The organism is Enterococcus sp. AZ140, assembly GCF_051714405.1.
Lineage (GTDB): Bacteria > Bacillota > Bacilli > Lactobacillales > Enterococcaceae > Enterococcus_B > Enterococcus_B pernyi.
This window is the reverse complement of sequence record NZ_JBIORU010000001.1, coordinates 1-16,144: the sequence shown is the minus strand read 5'-3', so window position 1 is coordinate 16,144 and position 16,144 is coordinate 1. Positions and strand designations below refer to the sequence as shown.

The 16,144-nt window shown below is 40.3% G+C and carries 13 protein-coding genes; all 13 read right to left on the bottom strand.

Annotated elements, in window-relative coordinates; all coding sequences use genetic code 11:
• Positions 1-269 precede the first annotated feature (269 nt).
• Positions 270-1,562, bottom strand: a complete 1,293-nt coding sequence (locus IGJ39_RS00065) for an adenylosuccinate synthase (protein WP_010734551.1) — start codon at positions 1,560-1,562, stop codon at positions 270-272.
• Between the two features lie 375 nt (positions 1,563-1,937).
• Entirely contained in the window at positions 1,938-3,305 is a 1,368-nt protein-coding gene (gene dnaB, locus IGJ39_RS00060) for a replicative DNA helicase (protein ID WP_010734552.1), read from the bottom strand.
• A gap of 189 nt (positions 3,306-3,494) precedes the next feature.
• Positions 3,495-3,947: a 50S ribosomal protein L9 gene (gene rplI / locus IGJ39_RS00055; RefSeq protein WP_010734553.1), complete on the bottom strand. Its 453-nt coding sequence runs from the start codon at positions 3,945-3,947 to the stop codon at positions 3,495-3,497.
• A gap of 5 nt (positions 3,948-3,952) precedes the next feature.
• Positions 3,953-5,926, bottom strand: a complete 1,974-nt coding sequence (locus IGJ39_RS00050; RefSeq protein ID WP_019723038.1) for a DHH family phosphoesterase — start codon at positions 5,924-5,926, stop codon at positions 3,953-3,955.
• A 166-nt stretch (positions 5,927-6,092) separates the two neighbouring features.
• Entirely contained in the window at positions 6,093-6,329 is a 237-nt protein-coding gene (rpsR, locus tag IGJ39_RS00045) for a 30S ribosomal protein S18 (protein WP_010734555.1), read from the bottom strand.
• A gap of 25 nt (positions 6,330-6,354) precedes the next feature.
• Positions 6,355-6,876, bottom strand: a complete 522-nt coding sequence (ssb, locus tag IGJ39_RS00040) for a single-stranded DNA-binding protein (protein WP_010734556.1) — start codon at positions 6,874-6,876, stop codon at positions 6,355-6,357.
• Between the two features lie 47 nt (positions 6,877-6,923).
• Positions 6,924-7,223 carry a 30S ribosomal protein S6 gene (gene rpsF, locus IGJ39_RS00035; RefSeq protein WP_019723039.1) on the bottom strand — a complete coding sequence of 100 codons (300 nt, stop codon included), beginning with the start codon at positions 7,221-7,223 and terminating at the stop codon, positions 6,924-6,926.
• 238 nt (positions 7,224-7,461) lie between these two features.
• A complete protein-coding gene (gyrA, locus tag IGJ39_RS00030) occupies positions 7,462-9,957 on the bottom strand; it encodes a DNA gyrase subunit A (protein WP_019723040.1) in 2,496 nt (831 codons plus the stop codon).
• A gap of 19 nt (positions 9,958-9,976) precedes the next feature.
• Positions 9,977-11,923, bottom strand: coding sequence for a DNA topoisomerase (ATP-hydrolyzing) subunit B (gene gyrB / locus IGJ39_RS00025; RefSeq protein ID WP_010734559.1), 1,947 nt, complete (start codon positions 11,921-11,923; stop codon positions 9,977-9,979).
• A 6-nt stretch (positions 11,924-11,929) separates the two neighbouring features.
• Positions 11,930-13,045, bottom strand: coding sequence for a DNA replication/repair protein RecF (gene recF / locus IGJ39_RS00020; RefSeq protein ID WP_010734560.1), 1,116 nt, complete (start codon positions 13,043-13,045; stop codon positions 11,930-11,932).
• Complete coding sequence (gene yaaA / locus IGJ39_RS00015) at positions 13,032-13,274, bottom strand: S4 domain-containing protein YaaA (protein WP_019723041.1); 243 nt, start codon at positions 13,272-13,274, stop codon at positions 13,032-13,034. Before yaaA ends, recF begins: the two co-directional genes overlap by 14 nt.
• 207 nt (positions 13,275-13,481) lie before the next feature.
• Positions 13,482-14,612, bottom strand: coding sequence for a DNA polymerase III subunit beta (gene dnaN / locus IGJ39_RS00010; RefSeq protein WP_019723042.1), 1,131 nt, complete (start codon positions 14,610-14,612; stop codon positions 13,482-13,484).
• Between the two features lie 197 nt (positions 14,613-14,809).
• On the bottom strand, positions 14,810-16,144 hold a 1,335-nt coding region (gene dnaA, locus IGJ39_RS00005), incomplete at its 5' end, for a chromosomal replication initiator protein DnaA (protein ID WP_023518857.1).

The window sequence follows — 16,144 nt, the reverse complement described above, 5'->3', positions numbered from 1 at the left end:
AAGCGAACGCTTAAATGAACACAATCAGTCTAAAACAACAGTCACATTCATTTTTGTGTGTCGCCCTAAAACCGATAAATAATGGCAACAGGAGTAATCTCTTGGGAAATAAAGCGACAACCACAAAAATTAGAAAAACAATTTTCGTGGTTGTCGCTTTATTTCTCGAAGCTAAACACTTCTGTCCCGATTTCATTTATTTCTCGTGATTTCAGTGGTCCACTCATTCTTAAAAGAATGTTCCTGTTAGCGAATCATCACTGAAAGGCTTAGATTTGCGCCCACACGCTTTCTAAGATATTTGTTTGGTTTCGGTCAGGACCTACTGAAAATGTTGAAATACGCACGCCTACAAGCTCTGAGATACGTCTTACATAGTTACGAGCATTTTCTGGTAATTCAGCTAGTGTACGACAAGCAGTAATGTCTTCTGACCAACCTGGCAATTCTTCGTAGATTGGTTTGCAACGGTTCAATTCTTTCAAACTCGCTGGATAATGATAGATTCGTTCACCGTCTAATTCGTATGCTGTACAGATTTTCACTGTTTCTAAACCGCTCAAGACATCGATCGAATTCAATGATAGATTCGTGATACCTGACACACGTTTTGAGTGACGCATCACGACTGTATCAAACCAGCCGACACGACGTGGACGTCCAGTAGTTGTACCATATTCGCGACCGACTTCACGAATTTGTTGACCTGTTTCATCAAACAATTCAGTAGGGAATGGGCCATCTCCCACACGTGAAGTGTAAGCTTTACATACACCGACCACTTTATTGATTTTTGAAGGTCCGACACCACTACCGATCGTCACACCACCAGCCACTGGATTCGATGAGGTAACAAACGGATACGTTCCTTGATCGATATCCAACATCACACCTTGTGCGCCTTCAAATAAAACACGTTTTCCTGCATCTAACGCATCATTTAAGATAACTGATGTATCCGTCACGTATTGTTTGATTTGTTGGCCATATTCGTAGTATTCTTCAAAGATTTCTTCAAATTCAATTGGCTCTGAATCGAACATTTTCACAAATTGACGGTTTTTATCGTCTAGATTCACTCGTAAACGCTCTTCAAAAATTTCTTTATCTAATAAATCGGCTACACGGATACCGACACGAGCGGCTTTGTCCATATAAGCAGGGCCGATCCCTTTGATGGTCGTACCGATTTTATTTTCTCCTTTTGCATCTTCTTGCAATTGGTCTAATTTGATATGATACGGTAAAATCACATGCGCACGATCAGAAATACGTAGATTATCTGTCGTCACATTTTTTTCATGTAAATAAGCCAATTCTTTGACTAAAGATTTCGGATTGACTACCACACCATTCCCGATCACGCTGATTTTATCTTTGTAAAAAATCCCCGAAGGAATCAAGTGCAGTTTATACGTAACACCATCGAATTTAATTGTGTGTCCCGCATTGTCGCCACCTTGGTACCGTGCGATCACTTCAGCATTTTCACTAAGAAAGTCAGTAATTTTTCCTTTCCCTTCGTCGCCCCATTGTGTACCCACTACTACTACAGATGACATTTGAACACCTCATTTAATATTATTTAATCCTGAATTATTGTAACAATACTTCAAACTTTATTCAACTAAAATCGAATGATATTTAATATATTTTAGAGAAAACGTTTAAAAAGCGAACATTATAATTTTCTATGTTCCATTGGTTACTAACAAGTAGGCGCCTGACCTGACTGAGTTTGAAAAAACATCTCCGGACATTCGTCCTCTCGCACCACCAAAAATCGAATAAACGGTGGGAATAGAAATAACCTCTTTGAAAAATAAAGCGCCAGCCACAAAAATTTGAAGAACAATTTTCGTGGCTGGCACCTTATTTCTCGAGGCTAAACACTTCTGTCCCGACCTCGATGTTTGATTTATTCAGATTTATTCGTCCTAATATTCTTCTCGCGGAGAAAGCGAGGAAAATTTATTGTATTCTTTGATAAAGAGCAATTCGACCGTTCCCCTTGCTCCACTCCGGTTTTTTTCAATGATGACTTCGATCACATTATCGTTTTGTGGTTCTGGCGCATCACCATCTTCGCCACCTTCTCGTTCGTAGTAATCATCACGATATAAGAATGCCACGATATCCGCATCCTGCTCGATCGAACCAGACTCACGGATATCACTTAAGACAGGTCGTTTATCTTGACGTTGTTCCACTCCACGAGAAAGCTGGGAAAGAGCAATGACGGGAACTTTTAATTCTTTCGCTAGTTTTTTCAATTGACGTGAGATATCGGATACTTCTTGTTGACGGTTTTCTTTCCCATTTCCTTCGATCAACTGCAAGTAATCGATGAGTATCAAACCTAGATTTCCTTTTTCTTGTGCAAGTTTCCGACATTTTGCTCGTATCTCAGAGATTTTGATCCCTGGTGTATCATCAATAAAGATATTTGCTTTCGATAAACTACCCATCGCAACAATCAAATTGGACCATTCTTCTTCGGACAGCTGTCCCGTACGTAAGTGACTCGCTTCAATCGAACCTTCCGCACAAAGCATCCGGTTGACCAGTGATTCTGCCCCCATCTCTAGACTGAAGATCGCTACAGAACGATCCGTTTTTGTACCAACATTTTGAGCAATATTCAAGGCAAAGGCTGTTTTCCCTACTGCCGGACGTGCAGCCAAAATAATTAGCTCTTCTGCTTGGAAGCCAGCAGTCATTTTATCTAATCCTTGGTAACCAGTTGGCAAACCTGTGATCTCTTCATTGTTTTGCGCGAGTTGGTCAATATTTTCAATCGTAGAATTCAAGACTTCCGCAATGGATAAGAACCCGCTACGGTTACGTTTTTCTGATACTTCAAGAATGCTACGTTCCGCATCATCTAAGATGGATTGGACTTCTTCTCCTTGTTCAAATCCTCTAGTAACGATCCCTGTTGCTGTTTGGATCAAATTACGGAGCAATGATTTTTCTTCCACGATTTTTGCGTAGTAGACGATGTTCGCTGCCGTTGGTACAGCTAAAGCTAAATCAGATAAGTAACTGACTCCACCAGCATCTTCCAAGAGATTTCGTTGCTCCAAACGATCTTTGACGGTCACGACATCAATCGCTTCACTACGGTCATTCAATTCGATCATGATTTCAAAAATGATTTGATGTCCCCGACGATAAAAATCTTTCGGTTCTATGTACTCCATGGCATCGATGATCGTTTCAGCGTCTAGAAAAACAGAACCTAGAACCGCTTGCTCAGCTTCAATATTTTGCGGTGGAATTCGATCCTGCCACACTTCACTCATATTCTATCGCTCCTTGCTTTCAATTGCTTCATTTTACAAGAAAATGGCAGAAAAGTCATCCCTAAAATGAACATCTGTTCCAAAAGCTCTTCCTTCGAAAATAGGCCGCAAAAGTCAAAAATAATCGAAAGCGATTTTTGTCCTCTGCGGCTGATTTATCGAAGTGATTTCGTCACATGTTCTTTTCGTTTATTCAGAGACAACGTGTACCTTGATCGTTGCAGTTACTTCATGGTGTAGTTTCACAGGTACGTTGGTATAGCCTAACGTACGAATTGGGTTATTCAACTCAATTTTACGTTTGTCTAATTTTACTTTGTATTGCTTATTCAAGCCTTCAGCGATTTGTTTTGATGGGATCGAGCCAAACAAACGGCTGTCTTCTCCTGCTTTGGCTTTTAATTCAACGACAGTTTCTTCTTTTTCAAGAAATTCTTTTAATTTTTTGGCTTCTTCAAGGATTTCTGCTTCTTGTTTTTCTTGGGCTTTTTTCTGTCCTTCTAGCTGACTGATACTGCTTTTATTTGCTTCTTTTGCTAGATTGTTCTTGATCAAATAATTTTGTGCATAGCCTGTAGGCACTTCTTTGACATCGCCTTTTTTGCCTTTGCCTTTGACATCTTGTAAGAAAATGACTTTCATCTAATCTACTCCTTTTTATATAATTGTTGCATATTTTCTTGGATAGCAGCGAGCAGTTGTTGTTTTGCTTCTTCTACAGTCACATTTTCCAGTTGTGTTGCCGCATTGGTGAAATGTCCGCCACCGCCTAAGGATTCCATGATCAATTGGACATTGATCGTTCCTGTGCTGCGGGCACTGATACCAACTAAGCCATCCGTCCGTTTCGTAATGACGAAAGCGCCGTTGATATTGACCATTGAGAGCAACGTATCTGCTGTTTTTGCTGCGATAACACTATTATACTCTTTTTCATCCGTCCCTGCTGCCACCACAATATCCTCCGTCACTTGTTCATTGTGGGCGATCAAGTGGCTGATTTCTAAATAAGTGGCTAAATCAGAGCTCAATAAATATTGTACTAAGGATGCGTCCGCACTACAAGTCTTTAAATAGCTTGCAACATCGAACGTACGTGCTGTCGTTCGCACATTGAAGTTATTCGTATCAACGGTCATGCCAGCTAACAACAACGTCGCCTCTAAACGGCTGATCCGATTGGTTCGGCTACTTTGGTATTGGATCAATTCTGTGACTAATTCAGAGGCAGAAGACGCAGAAGATTCAATATACGTTAAGAGCGGTTTGCTTGGAAACTCTTCGCCTCGACGATGATGGTCAATGATCACGATCTTATCAAATTGCTCGTAAAGGCTCTGAGAGATCGATAGCGATGGTTTATGGTAATCGACCATTACGAGTAGATCTTTGTCTTTCTTAAGCTCCATTGCGCGTTCTGGCGTAATCAATTGCATCTCCAACTCTGGTTCTTTATGGATTTCTGTTAAACAGCGTTCCACATCTGGAATGATTTCTTTTTCATCGATGACGATATAGGCTTTTTTCTGATTGAAGCGCGCCAGACAACTGACTCCAACGGCTGAACCGATAGCGTCCATATCAGGGAAGCGATGCCCCATAATAAATACATCGCCTGTTTCATCAAAAATTTTGCGTAAAGCAGTACTCATCGCCCGTGAACGAACGCGCGTACGTTTGATGGTCGTTGCTGATTTCCCACCATAGTAAGTAGGTTTCGCTCCTTCACGAACTTCTTTCACCACGACCTGATCCCCACCACGAACCAAAGCGATATCTAAGTTATTTTGAGCTTCGCTACCGATTTCTTCTAGTGTTTGTTGTCCATAGGCAATTCCCATACTAAGGGTCAACGGATGATTTTGTCTTTCAGCTTCTGCGCGTAAGCGATCTAAGAGATCAAATTTCTTATCCATCATTTTCTTTAAGTCACTCATCTGTCCAAAAAAGAAAAAGCGCTCTGAATTGATTCGTTTAAAAAACACATGATATTCATTCATCCAGTCAGAAATCAGTGTCGTAATGAAGGAGTTCAAATAAGAAACTTCTTTTTCATCCAATTTATCGACCGTATCTGCATAGTTATCGATTGAAAGAATCCCGATGATTGGCTGGCTATTCACTTGATGGATCTTCAGTAGTTGGTTCTGGGTCACGTCAATAAAGTAAACGACCCCTTTCACCGTATCCAATTCAAATTGAAACGTTTTGTCAGCTAAATAGACTTGATTTTTCTTTTTTTCTTTTGCTGAAAAAAAAGTTTCTAACAAGTCTGCTTCCAATAAAGAGCTTTGATCTTTCACATTCAATGCGAAAGGATTCAGCCAATCAATGGTTTGTGTCGCTGGTTGGTAAGAGATGATCCCGACTGGCATGATCTCCGAAACATAATTCAAATTGGATTCCGCAACTGTGGAAGCTTGTTGGATCTTGTCACGATTCCTTAGAGTCAACCACCGTTTCATCTTTAAACCATAACGAATACAAAATAGATTCACGATCAGGATGAACAACGCACTGATCAAGCGAAATGGCATCAATAATACAACCAAAACTTCTGCAAGGATCAATAAAAGAATGAGCAGAGGGCTCGGGCTTACTTTTATTTTTTCTTTATCCATGTCTTTCCTCCCGTAACTGATTAGCCTAATTTTACCATAACTCATGTCATGTAAGCGACTAAACACCTGAATGGAACAAAAAGAGGAAGTCACGACAGTAGTCATAACTTCCTCTGTAATGGTTTGAAACGATTGGGTATTCCTACAGAATCATTCCTAAAGCGAATTATTCTTCGCCAACGAATGGTAGTAATCCCATGATACGTGCGCGTTTGATTGCAATCGTAATTTTACGTTGGTTTTTAGCGCCTGTACCTGTTACACGACGTGGCAAAATTTTACCACGTTCTGAGATAAATCTTTTTAGTAATTCGATATCTTTATAATCGATATATTCAATATGGTTAGCAGCGATATAGTCTACTTTACGACGTTTACGTCCGCCTCTTCTTTGTTGTGCCATTCTATTTCCCTCCTATCAAATTCGTTTAGAATGGTAAATCATCGTCTGAAATGTCGATCGTTGAGCTTGATCCAAATGGATCAGAAGAATCACGATCAAAATCAGGCATACCGTTGGATGATTGAGATGTTTGATTATAGTTATTGTTTCCGCCGTTTCCGCCAAAATTATTTGTCGATTGACCAGTGTCTTGGTAGCCACCGCTTTGTTGACGGTTTTCAGATGCTGCACGACTTTCCAATAATTGGAAGTTTTCAGCAACTACTTCTGTTACGTACACACGTTGTCCTTGTTGATTATCATAAGAACGCGTTTGAATACGACCAGTTACACCTAAAAGAGTTCCTTTATGTGCATAGTTTGCTAGTGTTTCTGCTGATTTTCGCCAAATCACACAATTAATAAAATCCGCCTCACGGTTGCCGTTTTGGCTCGTGAAGTTACGATTGACAGCTAAAGTGAACGTTGCTACAGCAGTGCCACTTGATGTATATCGTAAATCTGGATCTTTTGTCAGACGTCCAACTAGTACAACGTTATTAATCAAAATGGTCATCTCCTCTCATCGTTTGATTGTTCCATGTGAAACAATAATTAAGCTTCTTCTTTTACGATCATGTGACGAACGATATCGTCATTGATTTTAGCAAGACGATCAAACTCGTTGATTGCATCTGCTGATGATGGAGAAGATACTTTAACGATGTGATAGATACCTTCACGGTAACCGTTCATTTCGTATGCTAAACGGCGTTTTTCCCAATCTTTTGATTCGATAACTTCAGCTCCGTTATCTTTCAAGATTGAATCGAAACGTTCGATTAAAGCAGTTTTTGCTTCTTCATCAATGTTTGGACGAATAATATACATGATTTCATATTTCGTGTTTTCCATTGATTTTTCACCTCCCTATGGACTTTCGGCTCTCAGCTTTCCCAAGAGCAAGGAGAGTTTTCTAATAAATTAGACTACTCACAATCCTCAATTATACACGCAACGCACTAAAAAAGCAAGCTGCTGTTCTTTGTTTTCCAAATTTTTCTTTTGAGACGACCAAAAACTCCCAAAGATAGTTTTACCTATTCTTGGGAGTTTTGATTTTAGACGTTCACTTTTGTTTTACGCCTATTTTCTATTCTTCTGTATGATCTGTTTCCACATCAACTGTCTCTGCTTCGACAACCGTTTCTTCCGCAGGTTCTGGTTCTACTGCTGCCATGGTCACCACTTTCGTTTCTGCTTCCATCTTGATCAAGCGCACGCCTAGCGTTGCCCGACCTGTCTGAGAAACCGTTGAAACGTTGAAGCGGATGATGACACCTTTGTCTGTGATCAACATAATATCTTCTTCGCCTGTCACCGTCGTCAATCCAGCTAATGGACCATTTTTCTCAGTGATATTCGCAGTTTTGATCCCTTTACCCCCACGTCCTTTGACAGGGTACTCAGAAACCTTGGTACGTTTTCCATAACCTTTTTCTGTGATGATCAAGACTTCATGATCCTCATTCATCAAGGCTGCTCCAACGACGTAATCGTCTTCTCTCAAACGAACCCCACGAACCCCAGAGGCTGTACGTCCCATATCACGAACGGCATCTTCTGCAAAAGTCACAGAATAGCCATCGTGTGTACCAATGATGATGTTTGATTGGCCATCAGTCAATAAGACGTTGACCAATTCATCATTTTCTTTCAAACCAATCGCAATCAACCCATTGCTACGGATATTGGCAAAAGCAGTGACAGTCGTACGTTTGACTGTCCCTTGTCGCGTAGTAAAGAACAAGTAATGTCCTTCCTCTGCTTCACCAGTTACTGCGATGATGGCTTGGATCTTCTCACTTGAATCAATGCCAAGTAAATTGATGATCGGAATCCCTTTTGCTGTACGTCCGTACTCTGGGATCTCGTATCCTTTCGCACGATACACTTTTCCGTTATTGGTAAAGAACAGCAATGTATCATGTGTGGAGCAAGAAACAAGATTTTTCACGAAATCATCGTTATGAACACCCATTCCTTGGATGCCTCGACCCCCACGACGTTGTGCGCGGAATTCGTTGTTGGCTAAACGTTTGATATAGCCATTATTCGTCAATGTGATCACGATTTCTTCTTCTTCGATTAAATCTTCGTCTTCTAAACTCAAGACTTCACCGACCAGTAATTCTGTACGACGTTTGTCGCCAAATCGTTGACTCAATTCAGCAAGTTCGGTTTGAATGATTTCTGTTACCCGTTCAGGGCGAGCAAGAATATCAGCTAAATCTTCAATGAGTTTCAATAATTCTTGGTATTCATTTTCGATTTTTTCTCTTTCCAAACCAGTCAAACGGCGTAAACGCATATCTAAGATTGCTTGCGATTGACGGTCAGAAAGATCGAAGCGTTCGATCATCGCGTTTTTCGCTTCTTCATCTGATTTGGACCCACGAATGATCGCGATGATTTCATCAATATGATCTAAGGCGATTCGTAGTCCTTCTAAGATATGTGCTCTTGCTTCTGCTTTATCTTTTTCAAAGACCGTACGACGTGTAATAACTTCGCGTTGGTGTTCGATATAATTTTCAAGGATTTGCTTCAAGCTTAGAACTTTCGGTACGCCTTTTTCGATCGCTAACATATTGAAACCAAATGAGTTTTGTAAGGATGTCAATTTGTAGAGATTGTTCAAAATGACAGAGGCACTCGCGTCACGACGCACATCGATCACGATACGCATTCCTTCACGAGAAGATTCATCTCTTAGATCCGTGATCCCTTCAATTCGTTTGTCACGGTGCAATTCTGAAATTCGCTCAATCAATTTCGCTTTATTGACCATATATGGCAATTCAGTGACTAAGATCCGCTCTTTTCCATTTGGCATTTCCGTGATTTCTACTTTTGCTCGAACAGTGATTGAACCTTTTCCTGTTTCATACGCTCGACGAATGCCGGATTTCCCCATGACTAATCCGCCAGTAGGAAAATCAGGCCCAGGTAAGACTTCCATCAATTCATTGGTTGTCACATCTGGATTTTCCATCAATAGATCAATCGCTGCTACAACTTCTGTCAGATTATGTGGGGGAATATTCGTCGCCATTCCGACTGCGATCCCTGTCGTACCATTGACTAGCAAGTTAGGAAAACGTGCCGGTAAGACAACTGGTTCTTTTTCCGTATCATCATAGTTGCTTTGGAAATCGACCGTATTTTTATTGATATCACGTAACATTTCTGTCGCGATCTTACTCATTCTGGCTTCAGTATAACGCATCGCAGCTGCGCCATCTCCATCAACTGACCCAAAGTTTCCATGACCATCTACTAACATGTAGCGATAGCTAAAAGGCTGCGCCATCCGAACCATTGACTCATAGATCGCACTGTCACCATGGGGATGGTATTTACCCATGACGTCCCCCACGATTCTGGCTGATTTCTTGTGTGCTTTGTCTGGTGTGACACCTAGTTCATTCATCCCATATAAAATACGGCGGTGAACTGGTTTTAATCCATCTCTAACATCTGGTAGAGCCCGAGCGACAATGACACTCATGGCGTAATCTATGAAGGAGTCTTTCATTTCGCTAGTTAGATTGACATCATGGATGTTTTCTCTGATTTCTTCACTCATTTTTCTTCCTCCTTCATGATTAAATATCTAGATTTTTAACATAGTGAGCATTTTCTTCAATGAATGCACGGCGAGGTTCCACTCGATCGCCCATCAACATTTCAAACACTTCATCGGCAGCAATCGCATCATCTACACTGACACGAGCCATCATACGTTTGCTTGGGTCCATCGTCGTTTCCCATAGTTGATGATCATCCATCTCACCAAGCCCTTTGTATCGTTGAACACTTGGTTTTGGTGTTGCTGGTAGTGATTCGATGACTTTTCTCAACTCTTCTTCGGCATTTTTCCCTGGTTGGACATATGTGATTTTCTTTCCTTGTTTAACGCCATATAGCGGTGGTTGCGCGATATAAACATAGCCGGCTTCCACGATTGGGCGCATATAACGATAAAAGAGCGTCAATAGCAACGTACGAATGTGGGCACCATCGACATCGGCATCGGTCATGATGACTAATTTATGGTAACGTGCTTTGGACACGTCGAAATCTTCACCAAACCCTGTCCCCATCGCTGTAAACAGTGAGCGAATTTCTTCGTTGGCTAAAATTTTATCCATACTTGCTTTTTCAACGTTCAAGATTTTCCCACGGATCGGTAAAATCGCTTGAAATTCACGGCTTCGTCCTTGCTTTGCTGAACCACCGGCTGAATCTCCTTCGACGATGAACAATTCACTTTTTTCAGGATCATTGCTGGAACAATCGGCTAATTTACCAGGTAGATTACTGATTTCCAATGCTCCTTTTCTCCGCGTCACTTCACGCGCGCGTTTAGCCGCTAAGCGGGCTCTAGAGGCAAGTAATCCTTTTTCAACGATCTGACGGCCCACACTTGGGTTTTCCAATAAGAATTTCATGAAATGCTCACTGAACAAACGATCAGTGACCGTACGTACTTCTGAGTTTCCTAATTTTGTTTTCGTTTGTCCTTCAAACTGAGGATCTGGATGCTTGATCGAAATGACTGCTGTCAATCCTTCACGCACATCTTCACCTGTTAAATTATCATCATTTTCTTTCATCAATTTTTGCTTACGTGCATAATCATTGATGACCCGTGTCAAAGCTGTCTTAAATCCTGATTCATGTGTTCCGCCTTCGTACGTATGGATATTGTTGGCAAAGCTCATGATATTGGAATGATAACCGTCTGTATATTGCATCGAAACTTCGACAGTGATTTCTTGTTGCTCCCCTTCTAAATAAACAGGTTCTGGGAAAATCACTGTTTTGCTCGCATTTAAATATTCGACGTAGCTTTTGATTCCACCGTCATAATGGTATTCTTTCACGACAGGCTTTTCTTCGCGACGATCTTCAATTGAGATTTTCATCCCACGATTCAAGAAAGCCAGCTCACGAATACGAGTCGCCAATTTATTAAAGTCGAAAGTTGTCGTTTCTGTAAAAATTTCTGGGTCTGGGATGAAGTGAACGGTCGTTCCACTTAAATCAGTGTCACCGATGACTTTCAAATCATCGACTACCGCCCCACGACGATATTCTTGGTAATAGATCTTGCCATCTTTGTACACTTTGACATCTAATAGTGTCGACAGTGCATTCACAACGGACGAACCAACCCCATGAAGACCACCGGATACTTTGTAGCCCCCTCCGCCAAATTTACCACCCGCATGCAAGACAGTAAAAACTGTTTCTACAGCTGGACGACCGGTCTTCGCTTGGATATCGACCGGAATCCCACGACCATCATCGATGACAGTGATACTGTTGTCTTCCTCAATGATGACTTGGATCTTTGTCGCAAATCCTGCCAAGACTTCATCAATCGAATTATCGACGATTTCCCATACTAAGTGGTGAAGTCCTTCTGAACTTGTTGAACCAATGTACATCCCCGGACGTTTCCGAACGGCTTCAAGACCTTCAAGCACTTGAATCTGACTGGCATCATATTCTTTTGCGCGCTCGACTAAACTTCTTTCTTCTGTCATGTATGTTTATTCTCCTTTTATTTCTCCCTGCTGAACATAAAAAATCTCAGGTTCAACAGTCATTTTATTTTTAACGTGATCCAGGGAGGTAGTAGTTAAGAATGTCTGTACTTTCCCTTCGATCGTTTCAAGTAAATGGAGTTGACGCTGGTCGTCTAACTCACTCATTACATCATCCAGTAATAGGATCGGATACTCGCCTGTTTCTTCTTTGATCAAATCGATTTCTGCTAATTTGACACTTAATGCCGTTGTTCGCTGTTGACCTTGAGAACCAAAATTTTGCACGTTTTTTTCATTGACAAAAAAAGAAAGGTCATCTCGATGGGGACCCACAGTCGTTGTCCCTCGAAAGAGATCTTTCTTTTTGTTTTGTTCGAGCAACGTTAAAAATTGTGACTGGATCTCTTGAACTGTCATAGTGTCTAAAGAAGAGAGGGCGGTCACATATTCGATTGCCAACTGTTCTCTTTGATGCGTGATTTGTTGATGTAAAGAATTTGCCCAATATTCTAAACGCTTGATAAACTGCGCTCTTGCCTTTAGTACTTTGCTACCAAATTCTGCTAGTTGTTCAGATAAAATATCAAGATAAAGTAAATCCGTTTGTTTTTTCTCATTCAATTGCTTCAAATATTGATTTCTCTGCTTTAGGATTGCTTGATATTGGACAAGATCGTAAAGATAGATTGGATTGATCTGACCTAATTCCATATCTAAAAATTTGCGTCGGATCTGTGGGCTTCCTTTCACTAAAGAAAGATCTTCAGGAGCAAATAAAATGACGTTCAATTGTCCAACATAACTACTCAACTTCTTTTGTTCGATATGATTGATCTTTGTTTTTCGTCCTTTTTTAGACAGTTGGATCTCTAACGGAATCTTAGAGGTTCCTCTTGTGATCTCCCCTTGGATCATCGACTGCTCATCGTTCCATCCAATCAACTCTTGTTCACTATTTGTACGATGACTTCTTGTCATTGCAAGCACATAAATACTTTCCAAAAGATTCGTTTTTCCTTGGGCATTTTCTCCTAAAAAAATCACGAGGTTTTTGGAAAAATCAATTTGCAATTCTTGATAGTTTCGATAATTTTTGAGGTGCAGCTTATTCAGCCTCATTATCGTTATTCCCTTTTTTTACCATAAAAAAAGTTCCTGCTTCTGGAACTTCGATCATCATACCGGGATAAAGCTTTCGTCCACGACGATTTTCTGGCTCGCCATCAACCAAAACCGTGTTTTCTGCTAAATACCATTTTGCTTGTCCACCACTGCCGATGACTGTGACTTCTTTCAGCATTTGACCCAACGTCATAAACTCAGTTTTTAGAATGACTTGTTGTTTCACTCTTCATCCCTCATTTTCATTATTAAAAGTATACTTTATTATACCCTTTTTTTCGCAAGAAAACAAATTTATCCATATATTTTTCCATATGAGCGGATTTAAATGAAAAAAGGTGATTTGAACAAAAAGAAACAGAAAGCCTTAAAATTGATTTTAGGGCCTTCTGTTTAAAATGGTTTATTTTTCAGTTTATTTTCAATTAGTATTTTAGTTTGTGCGTACTGGAGTGATCAATTGGATGAATTGTACCCCATCTTCCGTTGGTTCTAACGTAAATGGACGAATGGCAGAAATGAATTTTACTTTGATACTCATATCGCCAAATGCACGCAAAGCAGCTTTCATATAGTCCGGATTAAAGGAAATATCCAGCGGATCACCGGTGCTAGTCGTATAGTTCAAGCTTTCTTCTACTTTTCCGATTTCAGGAGAATTACCGTATAGAACAACAGAATCAGGCTGGATCGACAAACGAACGATATTGTTGCGTCCTTCATGTGAGAGCAAAGAGGCACGCTCAATCGCTGCTAAAAAGCTTGGGACAGAAAATTCCACTTCGGTATTGAAACTTGAAGGAATCAAACGATTCGTATCGGGATAATTCCCTTCTAACAAGCGTGAATAAAAATACATATTTTCAGTTTTGAACAATACTTGGTTTTCCATAATACTGATTTCTACGATTTCTTCTTCATTTGTCAATGAACGTGATAATTCAGTCAAACTTTTTCCAGGAATCACGATATCGAATTGATCAGCTGATTGTTCGATCGGGATCACTCGTTGACTCAAACGATGTGAGTCAGTTGCTACTGCTAATAACGAGTTGTCTTTCAAAATGAAATGGACACCTGTAAGAATTGGGCGACTTTCATGTTGAGAAACAGCAAACACTGTTTCATTGATCAATTTTGTCAATACATGTACAGGCAATTTCATCTGGTTGTGACTCTCTACAACAGGAAGATGAGGGTAATTATCCGCATCTAACCCATTCACTAAGAAATTCGCTTTCCCTGAAGTAATGGCCACTTGTTTGTTTTCTAACACTTCTAGCGTAAAGGTTTCTTCGGGCAATCGACGAATGATTTCACTGAAGAAGCGAGCTTGTAGAACAATAGCTCCTGTTGCTTCAATTTGCATTTGCGCTTTTTCATTTTCAACAGATAGAAATGTCTCAATTGAAATGTCTGCATTACTACCTGTTAAAGTCAGTCCTTCTTGATTGAGGGTGATTTTAACCCCAGTCAAAATAGGAATTGTCGTTTTACTTGAAATCGCACGCTGAACAGTTTGCAATTCTTGCATAAATGTTGCGCGGTTTAAGGTTACTTTCATTGTAGATCTCCTTTGCCATATATTTATTTTATTATTAGTAAATAAAGTAATAAAAGTATTAGGTACTGTTGATACTGTGGAAAACTATAAAAATGCTAGAAGAGAAAAGAAAAAACAGCTGTGGAAAATATGTGCATAACTTTTGAATGATTTCTAATTTTATCCACAAGGTGTTTTTCTTTCTATCAAGCATCTTTTTAGTTTAATAGGAAATTTTTGATTTCTGATACTTCATTTTGCATGCTGACACTTGAATCGATCAGCTGCTGGATTTTTTCGTGCGCATGGATGACAGTTGTATGATCTTTTCCACCAAATTCAGCGCCGATTTTAGGAAGCGAGCTATCGGTTAATTCCCGAGCCAAGTACATAGCGATTTGACGAGGAACAACGATCGATTTGACGCGTTTCTTTCCTTTTAGATCCTTTAATTGGATATGATAATACTTTGCAACTTCTTCTTGGATCTGCAAAATCGAGAGTTGCGGGTGACCTTTACCAGATTTCAATGTCTTTAAAGCATCAGCAGCTAAACTAGTTGATATATCTTCACTGTTCATCGTAGCAAACGCTTGAACACGTACAAGAGCGCCTTCTAGTTCACGAATGTTGGAATCGATTTGTCCCGCAATATAACTTAAGGTATCATCGGGGATCTCTAAGCGCTCTGCTGCGGCTTTTTTTCTCAAAATAGCTGTTCTTGTTTCTAGGTCAGGTGGCGTGATATCTACTGAAAGCCCCCAAGCAAAGCGAGAAACGAGACGTTCCTGCAATTTTGGGATTTCGTTTGGTAAACGATCACTCGTTAGGACGATTTGTTTTCCTTCATTGTAAAGCGCATTGAAGGTATGGAAAAATTCTTCTTGAGTTGCTTCTTTCTCAGCAAAAAATTGAATATCATCGACTAATAGTAGGTCGACATTTCGATATTCTTGGCGAAATTCTTCGGCCGTTTTATTTTGGATCGAATTGATAAAATCATTGGCAAACGTCTCACTGCTTACATATTTGACCTTCGCATTTGGTTGACTTAACAACATTTGATGACCAATCGCGTGCATCAAGTGAGTCTTACCAAGTCCGACCCCACCGTAGAAGAACAATGGATTATAGATCGAACCAGGATCTTCAGCGACGACCAAGGCAGCGGCATGAGCCATCTGGTTACCTTTTCCGATTACAAATGTATCGAAGGTATACTTAGGATTCAACATCGCTTTTTTGATTGGTGTGATTGGGGGAACTTTCATTGTTTTGATTTCTTCTACTTCTTCTTGTTCCGCTTCTTCACCGGTCACAAAACGTGGAATGATTTCTTTTCCCGTTAACATGTAGCCGACCTCAACAATCTTTGTTGCGAGATTTTTTTCCCAATATTCCTTATGGATCTTGCTTGGAACAGTCACCACTAATTGGCTTTGTTCTAAGGATTTAGGTTGTGCTGTCTCGATCCAAGTATTGTAACTTGCTGGAGACAGTTCTTTTTGATAAGTCGTTTTTAATTCAGTCCATAAAGCATCGAGGGATACCAT

What these genes read in the sequence shown, in the direction of transcription:
- IGJ39_RS00065 (WP_010734551.1), bottom strand. Translation starts at nt 1,562, where the DNA reads ATGTCATCTGTAGTAGTAGTGGGTACACAATGGGGCGACGAAGGGAAA.
- dnaB (WP_010734552.1), bottom strand. Translation starts at nt 3,305, where the DNA reads ATGAGTGAAGTGTGGCAGGATCGAATTCCACCGCAAAATATTGAAGCT.
- rplI (WP_010734553.1), bottom strand. Translation starts at nt 3,947, where the DNA reads ATGAAAGTCATTTTCTTACAAGATGTCAAAGGCAAAGGCAAAAAAGGC.
- IGJ39_RS00050 (WP_019723038.1), bottom strand. Translation starts at nt 5,926, where the DNA reads ATGGATAAAGAAAAAATAAAAGTAAGCCCGAGCCCTCTGCTCATTCTT.
- rpsR (WP_010734555.1), bottom strand. Translation starts at nt 6,329, where the DNA reads ATGGCACAACAAAGAAGAGGCGGACGTAAACGTCGTAAAGTAGACTAT.
- rpsF (WP_019723039.1), bottom strand. Translation starts at nt 7,223, where the DNA reads ATGGAAAACACGAAATATGAAATCATGTATATTATTCGTCCAAACATT.
- gyrA (WP_019723040.1), bottom strand. Translation starts at nt 9,957, where the DNA reads ATGAGTGAAGAAATCAGAGAAAACATCCATGATGTCAATCTAACTAGC.
- gyrB (WP_010734559.1), bottom strand. Translation starts at nt 11,923, where the DNA reads ATGACAGAAGAAAGAAGTTTAGTCGAGCGCGCAAAAGAATATGATGCC.
- recF (WP_010734560.1), bottom strand. Translation starts at nt 13,045, where the DNA reads ATGAGGCTGAATAAGCTGCACCTCAAAAATTATCGAAACTATCAAGAA.
- dnaN (WP_019723042.1), bottom strand. Translation starts at nt 14,612, where the DNA reads ATGAAAGTAACCTTAAACCGCGCAACATTTATGCAAGAATTGCAAACT.